Source organism: Pedobacter aquae (genome assembly GCF_008195825.1).
GTDB classification, from domain to species: Bacteria; Bacteroidota; Bacteroidia; order Sphingobacteriales; family Sphingobacteriaceae; genus Pseudopedobacter; species Pseudopedobacter aquae.
In genome coordinates, this window is sequence record NZ_CP043329.1 from 673,027 (window position 1) to 694,239 (window position 21,213).

20 protein-coding genes are annotated in these 21,213 nt (G+C 35.1%); 15 read left to right on the forward strand and 5 right to left on the reverse strand.

The window, feature by feature from the left end; translation table 11 throughout:
* Positions 1-59 precede the first annotated feature (59 nt).
* Complete coding sequence (locus FYC62_RS03095; protein ID WP_149073874.1) at positions 60-572, reverse strand: dihydrofolate reductase; 513 nt, start codon at positions 570-572, stop codon at positions 60-62.
* A 40-nt stretch (positions 573-612) separates the two neighbouring features.
* Entirely contained in the window at positions 613-1,407 is a 795-nt protein-coding gene (locus FYC62_RS03100) for a thymidylate synthase (protein WP_149073875.1), read from the reverse strand.
* An 82-nt stretch (positions 1,408-1,489) separates the two neighbouring features.
* Here FYC62_RS03100 and ispE point away from each other — a divergent pair, with 82 nt between their 5' ends.
* Together ispE and FYC62_RS03110 are read left to right on the forward strand one after the other, a co-directional pair.
* Positions 1,490-2,293 (forward strand): 4-(cytidine 5'-diphospho)-2-C-methyl-D-erythritol kinase, encoded by an 804-nt coding sequence (ispE, locus tag FYC62_RS03105; RefSeq protein ID WP_149073876.1) that lies wholly within the window; start codon positions 1,490-1,492, stop codon positions 2,291-2,293.
* Between the two features lie 1,067 nt (positions 2,294-3,360).
* Positions 3,361-4,407, forward strand: coding sequence for a tyrosine-type recombinase/integrase (locus FYC62_RS03110; protein WP_039451679.1), 1,047 nt, complete (start codon positions 3,361-3,363; stop codon positions 4,405-4,407).
* A gap of 480 nt (positions 4,408-4,887) precedes the next feature.
* Here the strand turns inward: FYC62_RS03110 and FYC62_RS17205 are convergent, their stop codons facing one another.
* Entirely contained in the window at positions 4,888-5,274 is a 387-nt protein-coding gene (locus FYC62_RS17205; RefSeq protein WP_149073877.1) for a hypothetical protein, read from the reverse strand.
* Between the two features lie 190 nt (positions 5,275-5,464).
* On the opposite strand from FYC62_RS17205, the gene FYC62_RS03120 reads away from it, so the two are divergent.
* The 10 genes from FYC62_RS03120 to FYC62_RS17215 all read left to right on the forward strand — a co-directional run bounded on the left by FYC62_RS03120 (position 5,465) and on the right by FYC62_RS17215 (position 18,200).
* A complete protein-coding gene (locus tag FYC62_RS03120) occupies positions 5,465-7,687 on the forward strand; it encodes an N-6 DNA methylase (RefSeq protein WP_149073878.1) in 2,223 nt (740 codons plus the stop codon).
* 201 nt (positions 7,688-7,888) lie between these two features.
* Positions 7,889-8,194: a hypothetical protein gene (locus tag FYC62_RS03125; protein WP_149073879.1), complete on the forward strand. Its 306-nt coding sequence runs from the start codon at positions 7,889-7,891 to the stop codon at positions 8,192-8,194.
* 117 nt (positions 8,195-8,311) lie between these two features.
* Positions 8,312-9,862, forward strand: a complete 1,551-nt coding sequence (istA, locus tag FYC62_RS03130; RefSeq protein ID WP_039454395.1) for an IS21 family transposase — start codon at positions 8,312-8,314, stop codon at positions 9,860-9,862.
* 11 nt (positions 9,863-9,873) lie between these two features.
* Complete coding sequence (gene istB / locus FYC62_RS03135; RefSeq protein ID WP_039454396.1) at positions 9,874-10,623, forward strand: IS21-like element helper ATPase IstB; 750 nt, start codon at positions 9,874-9,876, stop codon at positions 10,621-10,623.
* A gap of 95 nt (positions 10,624-10,718) precedes the next feature.
* Entirely contained in the window at positions 10,719-11,693 is a 975-nt protein-coding gene (locus tag FYC62_RS03140; protein ID WP_149073880.1) for an adenine-specific methyltransferase EcoRI family protein, read from the forward strand.
* A gap of 2 nt (positions 11,694-11,695) precedes the next feature.
* Positions 11,696-12,790 carry a GmrSD restriction endonuclease domain-containing protein gene (locus FYC62_RS03145; RefSeq protein ID WP_149073881.1) on the forward strand — a complete coding sequence of 365 codons (1,095 nt, stop codon included), beginning with the start codon at positions 11,696-11,698 and terminating at the stop codon, positions 12,788-12,790.
* A gap of 107 nt (positions 12,791-12,897) precedes the next feature.
* Positions 12,898-15,618 (forward strand): HsdM family class I SAM-dependent methyltransferase, encoded by a 2,721-nt coding sequence (locus FYC62_RS03150; protein ID WP_149073882.1) that lies wholly within the window; start codon positions 12,898-12,900, stop codon positions 15,616-15,618.
* Complete coding sequence (locus FYC62_RS03155) at positions 15,615-16,316, forward strand: hypothetical protein (protein WP_149073883.1); 702 nt, start codon at positions 15,615-15,617, stop codon at positions 16,314-16,316. Before FYC62_RS03150 ends, FYC62_RS03155 begins: the two co-directional genes overlap by 4 nt.
* Before the next feature lie 298 nt (positions 16,317-16,614).
* On the forward strand, positions 16,615-17,187 hold the full coding sequence (locus FYC62_RS17210; RefSeq protein WP_205943765.1) for a transposase: 573 nt from the start codon (positions 16,615-16,617) through the stop codon (positions 17,185-17,187).
* A 41-nt stretch (positions 17,188-17,228) separates the two neighbouring features.
* The gene (locus FYC62_RS17215) at positions 17,229-18,200 is read left to right on the forward strand and encodes a transposase (protein WP_205943766.1); all 972 of its coding nucleotides are present in this window, start codon (positions 17,229-17,231) and stop codon (positions 18,198-18,200) included.
* A 31-nt stretch (positions 18,201-18,231) separates the two neighbouring features.
* Here the strand turns inward: FYC62_RS17215 and FYC62_RS03165 are convergent, their stop codons facing one another.
* Positions 18,232-18,459, reverse strand: coding sequence for a hypothetical protein (locus FYC62_RS03165; protein WP_149073884.1), 228 nt, complete (start codon positions 18,457-18,459; stop codon positions 18,232-18,234).
* Positions 18,460-18,489: 30 nt separating this feature from the next.
* Positions 18,490-18,690: a hypothetical protein gene (locus FYC62_RS03170; protein ID WP_149073885.1), complete on the reverse strand. Its 201-nt coding sequence runs from the start codon at positions 18,688-18,690 to the stop codon at positions 18,490-18,492.
* Between FYC62_RS03170 and FYC62_RS03175 the strand changes: the two genes are divergently transcribed.
* The 3 genes from FYC62_RS03175 (at position 18,680) to FYC62_RS03185 (ending at position 21,151) form a co-directional block, all read left to right on the forward strand.
* Positions 18,680-19,537, forward strand: coding sequence for a hypothetical protein (locus tag FYC62_RS03175; protein WP_149073886.1), 858 nt, complete (start codon positions 18,680-18,682; stop codon positions 19,535-19,537). The two genes, FYC62_RS03170 and FYC62_RS03175, sit on opposite strands and share 11 nt — an antisense overlap.
* A 186-nt stretch (positions 19,538-19,723) precedes the next feature.
* On the forward strand, positions 19,724-20,581 hold the full coding sequence (locus FYC62_RS03180; protein WP_149073886.1) for a hypothetical protein: 858 nt from the start codon (positions 19,724-19,726) through the stop codon (positions 20,579-20,581).
* Between the two features lie 375 nt (positions 20,582-20,956).
* Entirely contained in the window at positions 20,957-21,151 is a 195-nt protein-coding gene (locus tag FYC62_RS03185; RefSeq protein ID WP_168199366.1) for a hypothetical protein, read from the forward strand.
* Positions 21,152-21,213 lie beyond the last annotated feature (62 nt).

Consider the following 21,213-nt stretch of genomic DNA (forward strand, 5'->3'; position numbering starts at 1 on the left):
CAAAGCTAATTAAATTTTTAAATTATAAAATTTCTAAAATTAATTTATTCATATATGTATCAAGGCTTTTGCAGTATCAAGAAAGAATAATCATAAGCATGCTTCTCATCCTTACTAAAATCCTCTCTGCTTAGGATGTTCCAATCTTCTAATTTTAAGTCGGTTAGATAAGTGTCTGCCTCAAAAACATGATGTACCAGCGTTAAATAAATCTTATGAGCCAGGCCTAAAGATTGTTTGTAAATTTCTGCTCCGCCGATGATAAAAACTTCATTTTCGTTTTTAGTTTGTATTAAAGCTTCGGCAAGGCTGCTGTACAGCTCGGCACCATCAATTTGTAAATCTTTTTGGCGGGTAATGATGATATTTCTTCTATTAGGCAAAGGTTTACCTATAGAATCGTATGTTTTACGTCCCATAATAATGCTATGGCCAGATGTTGTTTTTTTAAAAAACTTCAAGTCGTTGGGTAAGTGCCATAGCAATTGGTTGTCTTTACCAATGGCATTATGTTGGTCTACCGCAACAATTAAAGATATATTTTGAGCTTCTTGAGCCTCTTGGTTTTGCATATTTTCTATTGAACGCTTTAATCTATGGTATGGATGAACTTTATACGGCTACTTCTGCTTTAATATGCGGATGCGGGTCGTAATTTAATAAAGTGAAATCATCGTATTTAAAACCAAAAATATCTTTCACCTCTGGGTTAATTTGCATGGTGGGTAAAGGTCTTGTCTCTCTACTCAATTGTAATTTGGTTTGCTCAAGATGGTTATTGTATAGGTGAGCATCGCCAAGGGTATGTACAAAATCGCCAGGTTTTAAATCGCAAACTTGTGCCACCATCATGGTAAGTAGGGCATAAGAAGCAATATTAAAAGGCACACCCAAGAAAATATCGGCACTACGTTGGTACAGTTGGCAGCTTAGTTTACCATCGGCAACGTAAAATTGAAAAAAGCTATGGCAAGGTGGCAAGGCCATGTTTTCTATTTCGGCAACATTCCAAGCAGAAACAATAATTCTTCTAGAATCGGGGTTGTTTTTAATTTGGTTGATGATTTGCGAAATCTGGTCGATATGCCTACCATCTGGTGTAGGCCAAGAACGCCATTGCGAACCGTAAACCGGACCTAAATTTCCATTTTCATCGGCCCATTCGTCCCAAATTCTTACCCCATTATCTTTTAAGTATTTGATATTGGTATCGCCACTTAAAAACCAAATCAACTCGTGGATGATAGATTTAAGATGCAGTTTTTTGGTGGTTACCATAGGGAAACCTTCTTCAAGGTTAAAACGCATTTGATAACCAAAAACACTGATGGTGCCGGTACCCGTTCTATCATGTTTTTGTGTGCCATTTTCTAAAACATGGCGCATTAAATCTAAATATTGTTTCATTTGGAATATACTGAACCTACAAATTAAAATAATCTATATTTGCTATCCTATTAATGTGCAAAACTCTTAATTGTTAATATCCATGATAGCTTTCCCAAATGCTAAAATAAACATTGGTTTAAATATCATCAGTCGTAGAAATGACGGTTATCATAACCTAGAAACTATTTTTTACCCTGTACAAATTAAGGATGCTTTGGAAGTTGTGGAAGCTAGCGACATGAGTTTTGAATCATCGGGAATAGAAATTCCGGGACATGCCAATGAAAACCTTTGTTTAAAAGCTTATGATTTATTAAGGAAAGATTTTGATTTACCCAATATCAGCATTCATTTACATAAGCAAATTCCTATAGGTGCAGGTTTAGGCGGAGGCTCGGCAGATGCCGCTTTTTTCTTGAAATTGATAAACGAGAAATTTGGCTTAGGCTTAAGCCTAGAGCAGCTGCAAGGCTACTGCCGTAAGTTGGGTGCAGATTGTGCTTTTTTTATAGAAAATAAACCACTTTTTGCACATGGAAAAGGAGATTATTTTGAGCCTATAGCCTTAGATTTATCGGCCTATTATATGGTTTTGGTGATGCCACCTGTACATGTTTCTACTGGCGAAGCTTACCGAGGCGTAAAACCACAAGCGCCTGCTATTTCTTTAAAAGACCTTGTACAATTACCTATTGGAGCTTGGCAGGGTAAAGTTAAAAACGATTTTGAAGGGCATATTTTACAAGCCCATCCTGCTATAAGAGGCGCAAAAGCTGCTTTACTAGAAGCAGGTGCTTTGTTTGCTTTGATGAGTGGGAGCGGGGCTTCTGTGTATGGTATCTTTAAAGCAGAACCAGATTTGAGTGCTTTGGCTAAGGATTGTGTTATTTTTAAGGGGATTTGAGGCGTATCGGTTGCAGGTTGTGAGTATTATTGATTGATTTTTGATGGATTGAATGATTGATTAAGCTTTCCTAGATTTTTTAATTTTGAATTTTTCCTTTTGAATTTTTCATTCAGTTGGCTGTTGACAGTTTTGAGTTTCCAGTTCTGGGTGGTGACTTTTCTTTAATTTTTAATTTTTCCTTTTGAATTTTTCATTCAGTTGCCAGTTGTGAGTTTCTTGTTTCCAATGTTATTGATTGATTTTTGATGGATTGAATGATTGATTAAGCTTTCCTAGATTTTTTAATTTTTAATTTTTCCTTTTGAATTTTTCATTCAGTTGCCAGTTGTGAGTTTCTTGTTTCCAATGTTATTGATTGATTTTTGATGGATTGAATGATTGATTAAGCTTTCCTAGATTTTTTAATTTTTAATTTTTCCTTTTTCATTCAGTAGCCAGTTGTGAGTTTCCTGTTTCCAGTTCTGGGTGGTGACTTTTCTTTTTTTTAATTTTGAATTTTTCCTTTTGAATTTTTCATTCAGTTGCCAGTTGTGAGTTTCCTGTTTCCAATGTTATTGATTGATTTTTGATGGATTGAATGAGTGATTAAGCTTTCCTAGATTTTTGAATTTTTAATTTTTCCTTTTGAATTATATTTAACCACCAAGTTCGCAGAGGACACAAAGCTGGGCAGAGACTTATAATATTCATATGATGATTTAAAGCTTTCGGCCTTCAGCTTTACACCTTCTCCCTACCATGTTCGAGACTTGTTCGGGAAATAGCCCCATTTTTCCGAAGGTGTCTGGGAGAAGCTTAAAAGAAGCCTCGAAGGAAGTATGGAGAAAACGTGGATAAAAGGTGGAGTATAGGTGGGCTATACGTGGACTTAAGTTAATGAATTTTCTTATTGATGTGGTTTGTTGTAATAGAGGTTAAACAAACTTAAGCAATGAAGCGTAAATTTCAAACAAAATTTATATTTAATAAGAAAATCTTTCTGAGTATTTTTAAAGCATACTTCTTTTTTGATTTTAAACGAATATTTACTTATTTAGAGTTAAATAATATTTTCCTTCTACCTCATGAATTGGAAAGCAGAAATAAAAACTCATAAAGGGCAAAAAAGAGTAGTTGTTTATTTTGATTATAACTCTTCAGCAATTGAAAGGTTAAAACAACTCGAAGATGCAAAATGGAGCAAGACTTTAAATGCCTGGCATTTACCAGCCACACAAGGAAATAGGATAAGGTTTAATTTAGAGTCTGATAGCAGTAGTATTATACCAAAAGAAGAAGCTATTATTCAGATAGAAGAATTTAGAAAATATTTAAAAACCAAACGTTATAGTTTAAATACGATTAAAACATATACTGAAGCTTTAAAATCTTTTTTAATATTTTATCGTGATAAGATGGTAGCTGAAATTGACAATAAAGATGTTATTAACTATCATCAGAACTATATTCTTAAAAATAATTTATCTAGCTCTTATCAAAACCAAATCATTAATGCCATTAAGCTATATTTTAAAACCTTAAAAAATACCAATATAGTTGTTGATAAAATTTACAGACCAAAAAAAGAGAGGCTACTACCTAATGTTTTAAGTAAGGAAGAAGTTAAGCTCATTTTAGATGCTCACGCCAATATTAAACATAAGACAATGTTATGTTTAATTTATAGTTGTGGTCTTAGACGGAGTGAACTCTTGAATTTAAAACCTAAGGACATAGATTCTAAAAGGAATTTGGTTATTATAAGACAGGCTAAAGGCAAAAAAGATAGAATTGCACCTTTATCTAAAGCTATACTTGGTTTATTAAGAAACTATTATAAACTTTATTCGCCAAAGGAGTGGTTGTTTGAAGGCCAGTACGCGGGTACACCTTATGATGAAAGAAGCTTAGGTAATGTTTTGAAACTTGCTTTAAAAAAAGCAAAAATATATAAACCAGTTACTTTACATTGGTTAAGACATAGTTATGCTACTCATTTATTAGAAAGCGGAACAGATTTACGCTACATACAGGAAATTTTAGGTCACAATAGTAGTCGTACCACAGAGATTTATACCCATGTGAGTACTAAAAGTTTACAGAATGTTAAAAGCCCTTTTGATGATTTATAGTATTTTTAGAAAAATAAGTAATAATCCAAGTTGCACAAATACCACCGTATTATGTTGTATTTGTGCAACTTTATGAGACATATATACAAGTTACCGCCAATTGTAAAACGACCGACACTACTATGAAATGTAAGCATTGCGACAGCAGGAACGGAAAAATTAATTCTACTTATAAATTCTACGACATTTTTGAATGCCATGATTGCCAAAGATGGACAAGGCAAATGATTGACGATTGTTGTAGAAGTCCTGATGAACAATATGTTTTTGGACTTCAAAACGGAGTTGTATTTACTGTTTACGTACAATGCTTGAATTGTTTTGGTTGTAAGAATCGAACAAAAGGACTTTCTCCAAAAACCTATTCTGATAAAGTAAGAAAAGAAAGCATCTTTCGTGAGACCGAATTCAAAAATTGGATTAAAGCCAAACAAGATGAATCTCAAGAAATTTATGAAATTGAAAAGCATTTGAATTATCTTAAGACCAACGACTATTTTTATAGAACTCATCTACAATCAGAATACTGGAAAACGATAAGGCTAAAGGCATTAGAAAGAGATAACAAAATTTGCCAATCCTGTAAACTGGAACAAGCCACAGAGGTTCACCATTTGACCTATAAAAATTTAGGAAACGAGTCTTTAGACGAATTAATATCATACTGTAGAGCTTGCCACGAAAAAGTTCACGAAAAGACAAATTTGGATTAAAAACATTTTTAGTCTTTAATTCAATAGTTTTTTTATCAGTTATTTTAAGCTTATAAATAATATCATAAACCGACGATGTTTGTAATTCTAAATTTAAGTCATCAACCATTTTATCAAGTTTCATGGCGTACAATTCTTTTTCTATATTTTTCATTATATTTAATTTAATGAAAGAAAAACAACTGGCGGTAACAACAAATTTGTGTTATAACGGCCGAAGTGCTTTTACTTCCTGTTATCTAATTAATTTACTTTTTTGCGGGTTGAAAAGCTATTGCTATAAAGCCATTACAACCCAAATTCGCAACCGTTACAGGCAAGCTTAAAAAAAACAGACGCAAAAAATGACAATAGACGAATTGACTTCAAAAAATATAAAAACCTTAGCCGACTTTGAATTATTATCAAATCGTGGTAGACAAGAGGGTTTATTCTTTGTGCCTGACACTATATCAAATATAGTTGCGGACTTAGCAAATATTTCAAATCCAAAGAATGCTATTGTACTTAATTCAAACTATGGCGAAATTTCCTCAAAACTTTCTGAAATTGAAAGTCTTGTAAGTATTGACATAAATGAAAACAACATTGAACTTTCTAAATATCTGAACCCAAAACTAACATTTATAAATTCAGACCCTTTAAGTTATTCTCTATCTGACAAGTTTGATTTTGTTGTTACTTTTCCACCACTTGGACAAAGACTTGAATTTAACGGGAGACGAACTTCAAGCGAAATATTATATATTGAAAAAGCACTTGATATGCTAAATGAAAATGGCGAAGCCATTTTCATTTTATCAAGCAATTTCTTGACAGCACCAGTTTACGCTGAACAAAGAAATTTAATTCTAAATAATTTTGGATTAAGCAAAATCATATCATTGCCACAAGGAACAATTAGAAACACCGGAATTGAACTTTCTATTTTAGTAGTAAGCAAAGCCAATGTTTTAAAAACAGATTATTATGCTGTCAATCAAGGGTTTAATTTGAAAAAGGCAAAACCAACTTTTTCGGTTTCCAAAGAAGAATTAATCGAAAGATGGGATTTGAATTTTCATAATCCCCAAAATCAAAAGTACCAAGAACAATTAAACGAAAACGAAACCCAAAAAATTGGAGATTTAGTTGAAATTTGCCTTGGAATCCCTTTTAACCAAGAAGAAAGGAAACCAAAAGGAACCTATAAAATTCTTTCTCCAAGAAATATTTTGAACGGTTTTCTTGAAGAAACAACAAGTGATAATTTTATCGAAAAAGATAATTTCAATACAAGGGAACAAAAAGCTATACTACGAAAAGGAGATATACTTTTTCCTCGATTCAACAGAGAAAAAGTTACGATATATGTTCACAATTTAGATGATAATAAATTTATTGCCAATCAACATATTGTTATACTTCGTGGTAAAAATGCTGAATATGTTGCAACTTACCTTAACACAGATAGCGGTTTAAGTTTGTTTAATCAACAAATTAAAAGACACGCAAGAGGTGGAGCACTTCCAACAATATCAATACAAGACCTAACAAATATTCAAATACCTATTCTTCCAATAGCAGATTTAGAATATGCTTCAAAAAGCAAACTTGAAAAATTATCGTATCAACAACTTCTTGATATAAAAGAGAAATACGATCTATTAAAAACCAAGTATTCTAATCTTAAAAATGAAAAAACAGTTAGTCCACACGAGGAACAATTACAAAGTTTGCAAAATACTTTACAGCAAGTTTTATCAAATCAACAAGAACACACTCGCAAGCTTACTATTATTGAAAGTAAAATTGATGATATTAAAACTGTAATTCTCAATTTGTCAGTTGATTTTAAAGAAATACAAAATTTACCACGTGAAATTGAGGATAAAATTTCACGATTAAACCAAAAATTGGAAGAACAAATTTCCAATCTACATTTTGAACAAAAACAAATTGACTCCTATATCAAAGAAATTAAAAATTGGTTTGACTATTATGACTTGTTAGAATCAAAAAGTCAAAAATATTTACCTGAGGCTGAATATATCTTCGACCAAATTTCAAAACTTGACAATCCAGACTACTCACCTTTCATTCTTCAATATTGTAGAGCATTGGAAAACGAATTATTAAGTAAAATATTTAGAGCGTATGTTCAATCGTTGATTAATAGAAATATTGATTTTGAAAAACAATTTGCTTGGGATTTAGGGAAAAAAGATTCAGGCAAACCAAATGATGAAAATACTTTTAGGTTATCGAAACATATTCAAAAGTGCCTTACTAAAAATAATGAAGAATGGTTTTTTGAATTAGGCTCAATGGAAGTAAATCTTAGATATTTAACAGGTAGGACAATTGAAAAAAGCCCACTATTGCAAGATTTAAAAGAGTTTGTTTTAGACCGTTTTGAAAAGGAATTATTAAATATTGAATATCTTGATGAAATAAAAACAATAATCAGGGACTATCGAAATCAATCGGCACACCCAAATTTAATGGACACTGAAAAAGCAACGACATTTCACAAACAAATGAAAGAATGTTTAATCAATTTAATGGAAAACTACAAGACGAAATAAAAAGCCAGCCTGTAACAGGGGTTTTGCAAAAAAGCGGGTTCAGTGCTAAATTGAACATTTGGAATTCTAATGAACTTTTGTGCTAAACTGAACATTTGAGCTTCTAATTCCGCTTCTTCGCAAAGCCCCAAAACGTTAGCGGCAAGCATAGACCTACACCAAACAGACACAGAAACAATATAAACATCATACTTTTGACAAATGAAATTCACGATATTATCAGCAGTTTTAATTCTTGCAACAGGACAGGTTTCAGGACAAACAGACCTTGCCTTTAATTTTACCAAAAAACCAAGTGGACAATTTTCAAGTTTAACAACCAAATCACTTGACGACATAACTTCAACAAAAGAAGTTCTTGTTAGACCATTCATTACAGACGATGCAAGAGTAGTTGGAGAACGACTTGCCCAACTTGAAACTTGGGTACGGTTTGACAAAGAAGCAGGACAACATTGGATATTAGGTGGAGATTCCGATGAAGTTGACCACCCTATTCCGATTTAACTTGACCAGTCATTCCGTTAGAAACTGACCAGTGTATTCCGCTGGAAACTGACCAGGTAAGGACGTTGAAAGATGCTGTAAGATCAAGCCTATTTTTGGGGGATTAACATCTCAGAAATGGCAAATACGACAATCAGCATGAATAAGATAAGACAAATCCTCAGGATGTCCCATCAGGGGCGCAGCATCATGTCCATTACGGTACAGAGCGGTTGTTCCCGTAATACGGTAAGGAAATACATTTCTGCCTTCAATCAGGGAGGCTTTAGCTTTGATGAGGTAAACGCCCTTAATGACAAAGAACTGGAAGACCTTTTTGGAAAGAGCAGGGAGCAGCCCCCTAGTTCTCGTATGCAAGCCCTTCAACGATGTTTCCCTGCTATGGACAAAGAACTCAAGCGTACAGGGGTAAACCGGCAAATGTTATGGGAGGCTTACCTGAAAGAATTCCCCCAAGGCTACCGTTACAGCCAGTTCTGTCTCTATTATAAGCAATGGAAGTCTCGTGTGAACCCGGTAATGCATATGGACCATAAGGCAGGCGATATGCTGTATGTTGATTTTGCCGGCCAGAAGCTGAGTTATGTAAATGAGGAAACCGGCGAAGTGATCCTAGTAGAGGTATTCGTCGCTATCCTTGGCGCCAGCCAGCTCACTTATGTAGAGGCGGTAGCAACCCAGCAGAAAGAGGACTTCATCATGGCCTGTGACCATGCCTTCCATTATATCGGAGGGGTGCCGGGAGCTATTGTGCCGGACAACCTGAAAGCGGCAGTGACCAAGAGCAGCCGTTATGAACCTCTGCTGAACGAGGCCTTTTCAGATTTTGCCGACCATTATGGCACCACAATATTGCCTGCCAGAGCCTATAAACCCCGCGATAAGGCTTTGGTAGAAGGAGCCGTCAAGATCATCTATTCCCGTGTCTATGCTCCTTTGAGGAAGATGGTTTTCCACTCCATCGAATCCTTGAATGCCGCAATAAAGATAAGCCTGGAAGAACATAACAACCAATTATTGAAAGGTCGTAACTACAGCCGGCGCCTACAGTTTGAAGAGATAGAACGGGGAGCCCTTTCTACCCTCCCTCTGATTCCCTACGAACTCAAAAAACAATGTTACGCTACGGTAATGAAGAACGGCCACGTCTGCCTAGGCATAGACAAACATTATTATAGTGTGCCATACCGCTTTATCGGGAAGAAGATAAAGCTGTTATATTCCAGATCCACAGTAGAGGCTTTCTTCCATTACGAGCGTATAGCGATACATAAACGTATCAAAAGCCCGTACAATTATAGCACCGACAAGGACCACATGGCCACCTCGCACAGGTTTGTGGCAGAATGGACACCGGAGAAGTTTCTGGGCTGGGCCTCCTCCATCCATGAGGATGTAAGGCTATATATCCTAAAAATACTGGAACGTAAACAACATCCCGAACAAGCTTATAAATCCTGTGTAGGAATACTCAGCTTTTCCAGAAAAGTAGGGAACGAGCGGCTTCAGATGGCCTGCAGAAGGGCGTTGGGCTATGGAATATACAACTATAAGACCATACAATCTATACTAGAAAACAAGATGGACAGCTATCAGGATAATCTTTTTGCGGATGAACTGCCCATGCCCAGCCATGAAAATATTAGGGGAGAAGATTATTATCAATAAACAAATAATATATGAACACCAACACTTTAGAAAAAATGAGGTCGATGAAATTCTTCGGCATGTTCCACGCTTTCAAAAGCAGCCTGGAGAGCGGGCAGACTGATGGTTATACTGGCGATGAGTTATTGGCCCACCTATTGGAAGCCGAATGGGATTACCGGCAGAACAGACGTATAGAACGACAGTTATTGTATGCCCGCTTCCGCTATAAAGCAACCATAGAGGAGATAAAGCACTATATAGAGCGAAATATCGACAGGAACCAGCTGATGCGCCTTGCCGAATGTAGCTTTATCGACCGCAATGAAAACCTGCTGATTACCGGAAGCACCGGTATCGGAAAGAGCTATGTGGCCTCAGCCATTGGACACCAGGCCTGCTTTTCAGGCTATAGAGTACTTTATGCAAGCACTCCTAAATTATTCGCTAAATTGAAGATGGCCAAGGCTGATGGATCCTATAGTAAGGAAATCCTTAAAATAGAAAGGCAACAGTTACTGATACTCGATGACTTTGGTATCCAGCCCTTTGATGCCCAAAACCGGGCAGCACTGATGGAAATCATTGAGGACAGGCATGGGAAATCCTCTATGATCATCACTTCCCAGCTTCCTGTCGGCAAATGGCATGAACTTATCGGTGAGAAAACCATTGCCGATGCAATCCTGGATCGTATCGTACATGATGCGCATAGAATGGAGCTACAGGGGGAATCGATGAGAAAAAAAAGAAATCAGGAACCACTAAAAAATCACTCATAAATCTTTAAAATAATTATTACTTTTATCGAAGATCATAAGGCATCTTTCAACCCTCTTCGCCAGCTTAATCACTGGTCAGTTTGCCACGGAATTACATGGTCATTTTCATCGGAATATACAACGACCCGAGAGTTAGTAATTTCTTCCATTATTTTTCACATAATTTCGAGAAACTCGGATTGAAAAAACTTATCACGACTTGTTATAAAAATCAAGAACGTGATTTATTCAGCCAACATAATTCTGAAAATGCAATTTATCTCGAATACAACGGAGATAAAAATGGAAATTTCGTTCCCGACATTAACGAAATTGGTATAAAACCACTAAAAGGCGATGGCGATTTTCGCAGTAGCGAAAGTATCAGCTTGCTAACGCAAGCCGATATTGTCGTTACAAATCCGCCTTTTTCATTGTTTCGTGAATACATTGCTCAACTTATTGAGTACGACAAAAAATTTGTAGTAATCGGACATCAAAACGCCACCAAATACAAGGAAATTTTTAGACTTATAAAGGATAATAAAATTTGGTTAGGAAACGGATTTAAAGGTGGAGCTGGTCATTTTATCAATGAACATTATGAAGATTATGCAACTGCAACCGACCGTAAAGAAGGGATGATTAGAGTTTCGGGTGTTCATTGGTTTACAAATCTTGACCTAAATAAACGACACGAAGATTTAATCCTTTACAAAACTTACAACGAGGAAGAATATCCCAAATACGATAATTACGATGCAATCGAAGTAAGTAAAACAAACGAAATTCCAATCGACTACGATGGAGTTATGGGAGTTCCAATTACTTTTTTAGACAAATACAATCCCGACCAATTCGACATTGTTGGTATGACTTCGGGCAGAGATGAATTTGAAGCGACACCAACGAAAAAATATATCAATCCAAAACAGCATAACGAAAACGGAACAATAACAAATGGAAGTAAAGCAAATACCAGTTCAACTATTCTTTACAAAACCAAACCCGAAGGAGTTTACTATACAGCGGATAATGCTGACGGATATTTGAAAGTACTTTATACCCGATTTCTAATCAAAAGAAAATAATAATGAACATAGAACTGAAAGAAATTACGATACGTGAATTAACGAACGGATACGAGGACAACAATGAAAATGGCGTGGTTGGTTTTGGTGGAAAACTTGACATCCGTCCTCCCTATCAACGTGAATTTATTTACAAGGACAAACAGCGTGAAGCTGTTATTGACACGGCAACAAAAAATTTTCCATTAAATGTAATGTATTGGGCTGTTCGTGAAGATGGAAATTTTGAAGTTATAGACGGACAACAAAGAACAATCTCAATCAGCCAATTCGTTGAGGGCGATTTTGCATACAAAAACAGGTTTTTTCACAATTTGCAAAAAGACGAACAAGAGCAAATTTTGAATTACAAATTGATGGTTTATTTGTGTAGCGGAACAGATAGCGAAAAATTAGATTGGTTTGAAACGATAAATATTGCAGGAGAAAAATTAACTGCTCAAGAATTAAGAAACGCTGTATATTCAGGTTCTTGGGTTTCTGATGCCAAAAGATATTTCAGCAAAAACAATTGTGTTGCTTATGGTTTAGGTGGCGATTATTTAAATGGTTCAGCAATTCGTCAAGACTATTTAGAAACTACAATAGGTTGGATTTGTGGCGATGCCAGTAATGACGGCATAAAAAATTATATGGCAAAGCAACAACACGAGCCAAATGCAAACGAACTTTGGCTGTATTTTCAAAATGTCATAAATTGGGTAAAAGTTGTTTTCCCAAAGTACCGAAAAGAAATGAAAGGTATTTCGTGGGGCTTTTTGTACAATGAATTTCACAAACAGAGTTTTGACTCCAAAAAGTTAGAAAAACAAGTTTCGGACTTAATGCAAGACGAAGACGTAACCAACAAAAAAGGCATTTACGAATACGTTTTGACAGGCAAAGAACGATACTTAAATATTCGTGCATTTACAGACAATCAAAAACGTGAAGCCTACGAACGACAAAAAGGAATTTGTCCAGTTTGCACCGAACATTACGAAATTGGCGGAATGGAAGGCGACCACATTACACCTTGGCATTTAGGCGGAAAAACTTCGGCTGAAAACTGTCAAATGCTGTGTAAGGAAGATAATCGCAGAAAATCGGGGAAGTAATCAAATTATTTCGGGCAAATTGCTAATGTTTCTTTTTCAAAGAAACCAATCAATATCTTTCTTTGGGAAGTATTTTTATGTAAATTTGTCGCTATATTAATTGATTTGTGATAGCTACAGGAAATTTACAAAAAGGACTTCAAGCGATTGGTTTTCAAATAAATGAAACCAAAGAAGATTCTATTGTATTTACTTCTGAACTTCGAAATTCAAACAAAAATCTTACACCTTTTCAAATTCTTGAATTAGAAAAGGCTATTTTGTTTAAAGCTGATGCTGTATTTTTCAGGTATTTTGAAGATAATCGTCCACCACTGCCACAAGTATATATCTATGATAATTCAAGCAATAGATTAAATAACGACTACACACAAATTCATAAAGAATTATGGAGTAGTTGTCATATTCCTACGTTTATCGTAATTGAAAACACTAAAATCAAATTCTTTGACAGTAGAAAACCTGTTTCGATTCTTTCTGATGGAAGTGTTTATACAAAAGAAATTGCATTAATTGATTTAGATGACATTGCTCAATACGCAAACGTATTAGAAAAGTATAATGCTGAAAAATTTAAAAACGGTAGCTTTTGGGAAAGTGAAGAAGCACACCAAAATTATTTATATGGCAAAACTGCCTACAATAATTTAATAGACAAATTAAAAGCACTTCGCAAAGAGTATAAGAAAAGTAGTAAAATTTCGACTCAATTATTTGATTATGTTATTATCATTACTACTCTTATAAAATTTTTAGAGGAAAATGGTGTTGATTCCAGCGGAGAGAATTTAGCAAGTAAATTTTTTCAAGAGTCTGTACAGTGTAATTCCTTTATTGAAATTTTAGAACAGAATAAATTAGTAGATATTTTAGAAAAATTATCGACAAAATTTAATGGTGGGATTTTCAACTTATCTGACGAGGGTAAAACCGCTTTAAAAGGAGCTGATTTAAGTCAAATCGTTACTTTCTTTGACACAAAAATTGATAGAAAAAGTCAATTAGTGCTATGGGATTTATATTCTTTTAAGCATATTCCTGTTGAGCTTATAAGTAATATTTACGAGGAATTTTTACCTGCGGAAGACAAAGGTTCTGTATATACGCCTCATTATCTTGTTAATTTCCTAATTGATGAATGTCTGCCAATTCCAACAATAAACAACTCTGTTTCATATAATAGAAAAACGATTGACGTTAGTTGTGGTTCGGGTATTTTCTTGGTAAATTGTTTTAAACGCCTTGTTGAAATTTATAAAATAAACGAGTATTATAAAACTAATTCTTTGCCTCAAAAATTGGGTATAACTACACTTCAAAAAATGTTGAAAGACAATATTTTTGGTGTAGATATAAACAAAAATGCTGTTGAACTAACAAAATTTAGTTTGCAGTTAGCTTTGTGTCAAATGTTGTCGCCTAAACAAATTTGGACAGAATTGACATTTCAAGATTTAGGGAAGAAAAACATTGTTCAAAGTGATTTTTTTGACTTTATTACCAATGAGAAAGTTGATAAAAACTTCGATTTAGTAATTGGTAATCCGCCTTTTAATCCACCGCCTAAACAAGACGGAACAGAATATAAAAATTCAGAGTATTTTAATGAAGTTGTTGAGAAACATAAAATACAACCTTACTCTATCAAAGATAGTAATGTTGCGTTATTATTTCTTCAACTATCTACAAAATTGTTAAAGGAAGAAAGCGGTTTATTATGTTTAATTCAACCAGCTTTGCCTTTACTTCACAAAAAAGATAATGAAGTATTTAGACAGGAATTGTTTTCATACCACAACGTTCTTCAAGTAATTGACTTTACAACGCATAGAAGAATTTTGTTTCCGTCTGCAACTATTCCAACTTGTGCAATATTCATTGAAAATTCAACGAAGAAAAACGATGAAATTACTCACGTTGTTATCAGAAGAACTAATCCGAGTAAAGAAAGACTTTATTTTGAAATAGATACTTATGATGTTCATAGTGTAAAAAGAGAAAATGCTTCTTCAAATTATGCTTGGAAAAGCAATTTATTTGGTGGATATAGATTATTTAATCTTGTAGAAAGAATAATATCGGGCAACGGATATGAAAAAGTAGAGAATGTCATTAGCAAGGCTGAAACGCAACCGATAACAAACTATTCGCTATTAAAAATAGTGAAAGAAAAAACTTTTCCTGCATTTGTAAAATCAAATAGTCTTAAAAAATATTTTGACAAATATTACAGCTTCCTTGTAGCATATATAGCGGGAACAAGCACAAGGCAAGGAATAGACAGACCGTATGATGTATTAAAATCCGACTTTTTAAAGTTACCTTTAATTGGAGAAAATACATTAACCAAAGCAGATGTTATTTTGGCAAATGACATTGCCGATTATAAAATTTCAGAATTTGGAAATGGAGAAAAAGCGGATACTAATAAAGAAATACAAGTAAAGGCGAGTAGCAAGATACCTAATTCTTTGGTTGATTATTCTGATGTTTATTTAGAAGCTATAAATTCAGTGTATGATGTAAACAACAAGAAGTTTAGATTAAAAACATTTTACAACACTTCTGCCTGTTTTATAATGCACTATGAATATAGTAATTCTGACATTACAGTTGAAATTGTTAAAAACGACAACTTCGATTTATCCACTTTAATAAGTGATAAAAAACAGACAATAAACATTAAAAAAATATCACTGATATACAGCCAAAATCAAATATTTATTATCAAACCAAAACAGTTACGTTATTGGTTAAAATCTGTTGCATTACTTGACGTTGATACAACTATTGCAGATATAATAAACTTAAATTTGGTTGAAAGATGATTTGCAATAGAAGTAATGAAAATCCTATAGGAAACACAACAATCCCTATTAAACCATTGATAGATAGTGTACTTAACTTTATTGACACGCATTTACCATTATTTCCTAATGCTCTGAAAAATAACGGCATAAATTCAGAAAATGAAGTAGAAAAATTGCTAAATCAGTATTTGATAGATTTTTTCAATGGACATTCTCATAATTTTAGCCCATATCTACAATGTAAATTTCTGTTCAGAAAAGATGATGAAAATAAAGGAACGAACTATAAGCCTGATATTGGAGTAACTATATGGAATAATCAGCTTCAAAATTTTCAAAAGCAATCATTTTTTCAAATCGAGTGTAAAAGACTTCCAATTCCCAATGTTTCAAGCACTCGAAGCGAAAAAGAATATGTAATAGGAATAGTAGAAAATACAGGAGGAATAGAGCGTTTTAAGAATAAAAAACACGGAGAGCATTTGGAAGAATCTTCGTTAATCGGATTTATTCAAGACGGGACTATAAATGATTGGCACATTAAAATTAACGAATGGGTAAAAATTGAAGTCGATAATAAATCTACTCATTGGACAAAAGATGATTATTTGACTACTGTTTCAAGTTCAATAATTCTAAACAGATACAGTTCATTGTGCCAAAGAGAAGATTTAAAGGAGATTACTATTCATCATTTCTTAATAAATATTCAATAGTAAGCTTGCTATGAAAAACTATTTAAGCTTGGAGAATAGCTATTAATAATTTAGACCATTATACGGACAATGAAAAGCCCAGCTGCCAACAGCAGTTTGGCAAAATGGCGGGTTTAGTGCTAAATTCAAGTTCAGTTCTTCGATTGAACTTATGTGCAAAACTGAACATTTGTGCTTCGATTTCCGCCACTTCGCCAAGCTGCAAACCGTCAAACTGTCTAAAAACCTTCACTAACTTTTCCACAGGCTCTTAATAAGTAAAGTACTTTTCCTATGCTTCATTTTGGTATTTTGTAATATGAAATTCATCACAGGAATAGATAGAAACCAAACCGAGTTTTTTTGCTTAGAGCAAGCCATCTCAAGGGATCATGAAGTTCGTTTGATAGACTTGTTTGTAAACACGATAAAGATGTCTGATTATGGATTTGCTATGGATTTTACAGATAACGGTCGTCCTGCGTACGATCCGGCAGATTTACTAAAGCTTTTTATTTATGGTTATCTTAATAGAACTCGCTCTTCTAGGCAATTGGAAAAAGAATGTCGCCGTAATATAGAGGTGATGTGGTTGATGAAAGGTTTGGTACCAGACCATAATACGATTTCTAATTTCAGGAAGGACAATCCTAAAGCCATTCGCAAAGTGTTTTCGGCAACGGTAGCATTAGCAAAAAACTTTGAACTGATAGGAGGAAAGTTGTTGGCAGGCGACAGCACTAAACTGCGAGCACAAAACTCTAAGAAGAACAATTTCAATCCTTCAAAAATAGAAAGGCATATCGCTTACATTGATGATAAGCTAGAGCAGTATCACACATTGCTAGCTCAAGAAGATGGAGATAGTATGAGTACAGATAAAAAGAACTGACCTATAAAATAGCAAAACACGATAAGCAAAGGAATAAATACTTGGGCTTTAAAAAAGCGCTTGAAGAAAGCGGAGAAGTACAGATTTCAACCTCAGACCCAGACAGTCGGCAGTTGATTACCCGAAACAATATTACAGAGGTTGCTTATAATGTACAGGCAACAGTTGATAGCAAATATAATCTAGCGATAGATTTTAAAGTAACCAATCAGAATGATAGTAAAGCCATGGGAAATATGGTACGCAGAGCAAAAGCCATATTGGGAAAGCGAGATTTTACCATACTTTACGATAAAGGCTACCATACAGGAACAGAGTTTGCTTATGCCGATAAACAAGGGATTGAAGTTATGGTAGCTATACCAGAGGTAGCCTCGCATGCTCCGGATATAGCATTTGATGTTGCCAACTTTACTTATGATAAAGGGCAGGATGTATATACGTGTCCAGCAGGAGCGACCTTAATCAGTAATGGCCGATGGTACTTAAAGAAGCATGGAAAAACCACCAACAGGATGAAGCATTATAAAACTGCTTCCTGTAAAGCATGTGCAATGTTTGAGAGCTGCACCAAGAACAAAGCAGGCAGATTGATAGAGCGAACTGAACATGCAGAGGTCATTGAAGCCAATAAACAACGAATCGAGCTTAACAAAGAAATTTACCGGAAGCGGCAGGCAATAGTAGAGCATCCCTTCGGGATCATCAAAAGGCAGTGGGATTTCTATTATATCATGACAAAGAAAACCATTAACCACGCATCAGCTGATGTAGGGCTTATCTTTACCGCCTTTAACCTGCGAAGGATATTCAATATTATTGATAAAAACCTACTGAAAGAGTACCTCAAAGTACTTGCCTTGATTTTGCTGCTACAGAAGGCTTATTTTAAGCACTTATCAGCAACAATTATTTCTTATAGCATGAAAGCAAAAGTGAAAACTACAGATTTTTTAATGCGCTATAATCGCTTATATTTAACTCCTGATAAGCTCGACTTTAACCTATTTTAGGTTTTTAGACGGACTGCCGTTAGCGGCAACCCTATTCAGACCAGTGTCCGAGAAGTTCCGTTAACATTTTTGCTTGGTTAAATGAAATTGGCATACAATTCAATTCTGAAATTGTTACATCGTGAGTAAGCAACTCTTTACCCTCATAGGTAAATTCAATTTCCATACATCCGAGCTTGTATCGGTTAGTATGATATTGGTTGTGGTTGTATTGTTTAACGAGTTTCCAACCAAGCTCTTTAATTTGTTCTTCTGTCATTTTATTACGATTTGTGAAGAAGGGCAGCCGCTAACATGGTATTAGCAATATGGCGGCAGACGTACTTCGGTTAAACATTTTTACTTTAATCAACTGTGGTGCTTCGTATCGGCTTTGGTGCGTAAAATCCGCCACATCGCTAATACCTACACCGTTAGCGGCAAGCATAGACCTACACCAAACAGACACAGAAACAATATAAACATCATACTTTTGACAAATGAAATTCACGATATTATCAGCAGTTTTAATTCTTGCAACAGGACAGGTTTCAGGACAAACAGACCTTGCCTTTAATTTTACCAAAAAACCAAGTGGACAATTTTCAAGTTTAACAACCAAATCACTTGACGACATAACTTCAACAAAAGAAGTTCTTGTTAGACCATTCATTACAGACGATGCAAGAGTAGTTGGAGAACGACTTGCCCAACTTGAAACTTGGGTACGGTTTGACAAAGAAGCAGGACAACATTGGATATTAGGAGCATACGGACCGAACAAAAAACTTGAACTGACAGTAGGAGGCGTTTATGGCTATCAAGTTGACCACGACAGCAAAAAGACTTTTTCATATGCTTTACCATTGCTACAAGCAAAAATTTTGTTTAAAGAATACAAACCAAACAAAGCACCCGGTTTTGGAATGGTAATGGGGACATTTTTACCAGTTGGACAAGGCTCATTTAAACCAGCAGGTTACGGAACTTTTGGCTATCTGACAGTTTCGCAATGTTTTGGCGAAGGTGACAAATTTTTATTTCACGGAAATCTTGGTGGAAACTATATACACATTGACGGCACAAACAATCTTATTCCAACGTGGGGCCTTGGGACGCAAATAAAAACCTACAAAGGACTGCACTTGGTGGGTGAAATATTTTCAGGCGACCCATACATTCCAGGAACAGGAACTTCTTGGCAAGCAGGTTATCGTTACTTTTTCAGCGACCTTGTACAAATTGATATGACAGTTGGTAATGGAATAGCAGGAGATATAATAATGCCATTTTGGGGCACGGCAGGTATCAGAATTGTGACAGAGAAATTCCTCAAAAAGAAGAATGCCAGCCGCTAACAGCCGTTTTGCAAAAGCGGGGGTTTTGTGCTTCTATGACAGTGAAGTGCTAAATTCAAGCTTCGTGCATCTAATGAACTTTTGTGCTAAAAATCCCCGCCTTCGCAAAGCGGCAAACCGTTAGCGGCAAGCATAGACCTACACCAAACAGACACAGAAACAATATAAACATCATACTTTTGACAAATGAAATTCACGATATTATCAGCAGTTTTAATTCTTGCAACAGGACAGGTTTCAGGACAAACAGACCTTGCCTTTAATTTTACCAAAAAACCAAGTGGACAATTTTCAAGTTTAACAACCAAATCACTTGACGACATAACTTCAACAAAAGAAGTTCTTGTTAGACCATTCATTACAGACGATGCAAGAGTAGTTGGAGAACGACTTGCCCAACTTGAAACTTGGGTACGGTTTGACAAAGAAGCAGGACAACATTGGATATTAGGAGCATACGGACCGAACAAAAAACTTGAACTGACAGTAGGAGGCGTTTATGGCTATCAAGTTGACCACGACAGCAAAAAGACTTTTTCATATGCTTTACCATTGCTACAAGCAAAAATTTTGTTTAAAGAATACAAACCAAACAAAGCACCCGGTTTTGGAATGGTAATGGGGACATTTTTACCAGTTGGACAAGGCTCATTTAAACCAGCAGGTTACGGAACTTTTGGCTATCTGACAGTTTCGCAATGTTTTGGCGAAGGTGACAAATTTTTATTTCACGGAAATCTTGGTGGAAACTATATACACATTGACGGCACAAACAATCTTATTCCAACGTGGGGCCTTGGGACGCAAATAAAAACCTACAAAGGACTGCACTTGGTGGGTGAAATATTTTCAGGCGACCCATACATTCCAGGAACAGGAACTTCTTGGCAAGCAGGTTATCGTTACTTTTTCAGCGACCTTGTACAAATTGATATGACAGTTGGTAATGGAATAGCAGGAGATATAATAATGCCATTTTGGGGCACGGCAGGTATCAGAATTGTGACAGAGAAATTCCTCAAAAAGAAGAATGCCAGCCGCTAACAGCCGTTTTGCAAAAGCGGGGGTTTTGTGCTTCTATGACAGTGAAGTGCTAAATTCAAGCTTCGTGCATCTAATGAACTTTTGTGCTAAAAATCCCCGCCTTCGCAAAGCGGCAAACCGTTATAAGTAATTGCCTCCGAACGAAATACATCTGTCAACGAAAGAAAGATAGAAGGGAATTATAAATCGAAAACTATGTACCAAACTTATTTAGTTCTGTACCGAATAAAGGGAAACTGAGTAAATGTCAGTTTTTAACTACATAAATTATGTATAAAGCAAAACAGGAGTAACAAGCCCTCTGAGAGCCTGAGTTTTAAAATGGATGAGGCATAAATTAATTTTGAAATGAAAAAAACAACAATTTTTTCAATCTTGACATTCTTAATAATGTCAACATCGGTAAGCCAAGCAAAAGCAGGCTGGTTATTTGGGAAGCATGAATATCATGAAGGCGCTTGGTCTGATGGTAATTGTGCTTATATTAGGCATTATTACACAAATCGTTTTTTCGGATTTGATGTAGGGGATGGAGGCTATTATGACGAAACAGTTGCATGTGTCGATTAATTGATTAAAAACGAACACATAAATTTAAGTTTATGTGTTCGTTTTGTATTAAATTCAAAAAA

Bases quoted from the DNA above. Each gene is read 5' to 3' on its own strand.
- FYC62_RS03095 (WP_149073874.1), bottom strand. From the start codon at position 572: ATGCAAAACCAAGAGGCTCAAGAAGCTCAAAATATATCTTTAATTGTT.
- FYC62_RS03100 (WP_149073875.1), bottom strand. From the start codon at position 1,407: ATGAAACAATATTTAGATTTAATGCGCCATGTTTTAGAAAATGGCACA.
- ispE (WP_149073876.1), top strand. From the start codon at position 1,490: ATGATAGCTTTCCCAAATGCTAAAATAAACATTGGTTTAAATATCATC.
- FYC62_RS03110 (WP_039451679.1), top strand. From the start codon at position 3,361: ATGAATTGGAAAGCAGAAATAAAAACTCATAAAGGGCAAAAAAGAGTA.
- FYC62_RS17205 (WP_149073877.1), bottom strand. From the start codon at position 5,274: ATGAAAAATATAGAAAAAGAATTGTACGCCATGAAACTTGATAAAATG.
- FYC62_RS03120 (WP_149073878.1), top strand. From the start codon at position 5,465: ATGACAATAGACGAATTGACTTCAAAAAATATAAAAACCTTAGCCGAC.
- FYC62_RS03125 (WP_149073879.1), top strand. From the start codon at position 7,889: ATGAAATTCACGATATTATCAGCAGTTTTAATTCTTGCAACAGGACAG.
- istA (WP_039454395.1), top strand. From the start codon at position 8,312: ATGGCAAATACGACAATCAGCATGAATAAGATAAGACAAATCCTCAGG.
- istB (WP_039454396.1), top strand. From the start codon at position 9,874: ATGAACACCAACACTTTAGAAAAAATGAGGTCGATGAAATTCTTCGGC.
- FYC62_RS03140 (WP_149073880.1), top strand. From the start codon at position 10,719: ATGGTCATTTTCATCGGAATATACAACGACCCGAGAGTTAGTAATTTC.
- FYC62_RS03145 (WP_149073881.1), top strand. From the start codon at position 11,696: ATGAACATAGAACTGAAAGAAATTACGATACGTGAATTAACGAACGGA.
- FYC62_RS03155 (WP_149073883.1), top strand. From the start codon at position 15,615: ATGATTTGCAATAGAAGTAATGAAAATCCTATAGGAAACACAACAATC.
- FYC62_RS17210 (WP_205943765.1), top strand. From the start codon at position 16,615: ATGAAATTCATCACAGGAATAGATAGAAACCAAACCGAGTTTTTTTGC.
- FYC62_RS03165 (WP_149073884.1), bottom strand. From the start codon at position 18,459: ATGACAGAAGAACAAATTAAAGAGCTTGGTTGGAAACTCGTTAAACAA.
- FYC62_RS03175 (WP_149073886.1), top strand. From the start codon at position 18,680: ATGAAATTCACGATATTATCAGCAGTTTTAATTCTTGCAACAGGACAG.
- FYC62_RS03180 (WP_149073886.1), top strand. From the start codon at position 19,724: ATGAAATTCACGATATTATCAGCAGTTTTAATTCTTGCAACAGGACAG.